General features: G+C 59.0%; 3 protein-coding genes. All 3 read right to left on the reverse strand.

What is annotated here, in order from left to right; genetic code table 11:
* The coding region (locus RMO81_RS14160) for an alpha-hydroxy-acid oxidizing protein (RefSeq protein ID WP_310476546.1) at positions 1 to 665 on the reverse strand (665 nt) is incomplete at its 3' end.
* A complete protein-coding gene (locus RMO81_RS14165; protein WP_310476547.1) occupies positions 662 to 1,315 on the reverse strand; it encodes a hypothetical protein in 654 nt (217 codons plus the stop codon). The genes RMO81_RS14165 and RMO81_RS14160, both read right to left, overlap by 4 nt.
* Positions 1,222 to 1,711 (reverse strand): amidohydrolase family protein (locus tag RMO81_RS14170; protein ID WP_310476548.1); only part of this gene is annotated, 490 nt, incomplete at its 5' end. The genes RMO81_RS14170 and RMO81_RS14165, both read right to left, overlap by 94 nt.

Below are 1,711 nucleotides of genomic sequence, written 5' to 3' on the forward strand. Positions count from 1 at the left end.
TCGGAAAGCGGCGCCTTCGCCCCCACCAATTGCGTGAGATTGCCCATCGCCACTGGCCCACCGAGCAGCCCGACATCCACCGCCCAGCGCGGCCGCGCCGCCACTTGGGCCGCACGGTGCAGCCAGCCGGCCAGGCCCGGCGCGCCGGTGAGGCTGGAGCGCACATCACGGTAACGCGCGCCCGGTGTGGGCAGATCGACGGTGAGCACCAGCGCCGGACAGCCCTGTTCACGCGCCGTGGCGATCATGGCTTCGTTGGCGGCCTTGTCTTTCGTCAGATACAGCTGGAACCACGGCGCCGCGCCGCCGCCCTTTGTCACCTCCGCAAGGCTGCACACCGACACGGTAGACAGCGCCATCGCGATGCCTGCCTCTTGCGCCGCAAGCCAGGCCTGCACCTCCCCGCGCCGTGCGTGCAGCCCGCCCAAGCCGACGGGCGCGAGGATCACCGGCATCGCCATTTGCTGCCCCAGCAGCTTCACCCGCGTGTCGATCCGTGACACATCCACCAGTACCCGCTGATCAAGCTGGATGGCCGCCAGATCGGCCTCATTGGCGGCCAGCGTTTGCTCCGCGTAACTGCCGCCATCGGTATAATCGAACAGAAAACGCGGCACCCGGCGGTGCGACGCGGCGCGGTAATCGAGAATGGAGGCCGGCTTCACAACTGAAACACGCCGAGATCGGCCAATCTTTGCTCAGGAAGCGTTTCGTCGGCGCTCCCAGATTTATGCTCAAATTCAGATGCATACCAAAGAATGTGGTTCAATTTAAAAATATACCGCGAAAATTCCAAAACCTGATGAGATGATATGAAGGGCTGCAGGCCATCGTAGATGCGTTTCGGTCCCACGATATCGACTACACCTTCTCCGTGAAATCCAACCACTTGACCATGAGCGATTTCATTTCTGATCGGCACGAGTTTGATACAAATATCTATAAATCTCAAATAGAAACCCAGAAGCCTGAGTCCTGAGCCATTGCTAGCAAGCTGCTTCCGTAGTTTTTCAAGCCGTGGCTGCGACCCATGCAGTTTAAAAAATTCTTTGTGGGACGATACCGCGTCGTCTCTTCCAGAAACCTGGTGGAAAAGTTCACATAGATTGACTTCCATATTGCTCCATTGGCACAGTGCTCGTCCAACATTTAGATACATATCCTCCATTGATGGATCATCTGGAGGTAGATTGTTGAACCAAGAGTGCATTCGTTGCTGTCCTACTGCCGCGCCGCCTTCGCCGCCACCACCTGATCCTCCACGCTCTTCAACAGCGCCGGCACGTCGTGCACGATGCCGTCGCGGATGGTCCAACGGATGCCGCCCTTCACCACGGTTTTCTGCGTCGCCTCGTCCAGCCGGGCAAAACCGGTGCCATACAGCGTCTTCAGATTGTGCAGCGGGTTTTCCGGCACCACGATCAGATCGGCGCGCATGCCCACGCGGATCAGGCCAAAGTCCGGCTCGCGGCCCTTGGGTTCCTCCAGTGTGCGGGCGCCGTTGATGGTGGCGGACTGGATCACCTCCAGCGGCGCAAAGCCCGCCTCACGCAGCAGTTCCAGTTCGAGGATGTAACCAAAGCCCCAGGTCTGCCAGATAAAACCGGGATCGCTGCCGGTCGTAACGCGCCCACCCATATTCTTGTAATCATTCACCAATTGCATGTATCGCGTATAGAATCGCCGCCATTCATATTCGCGCTCGCTGGTC

Origin of the sequence: Sandarakinorhabdus sp. (genome assembly GCF_031422795.1) — a bacterium.
Classification (GTDB): domain Bacteria; phylum Pseudomonadota; class Alphaproteobacteria; order Sphingomonadales; family Sphingomonadaceae; genus Sandarakinorhabdus.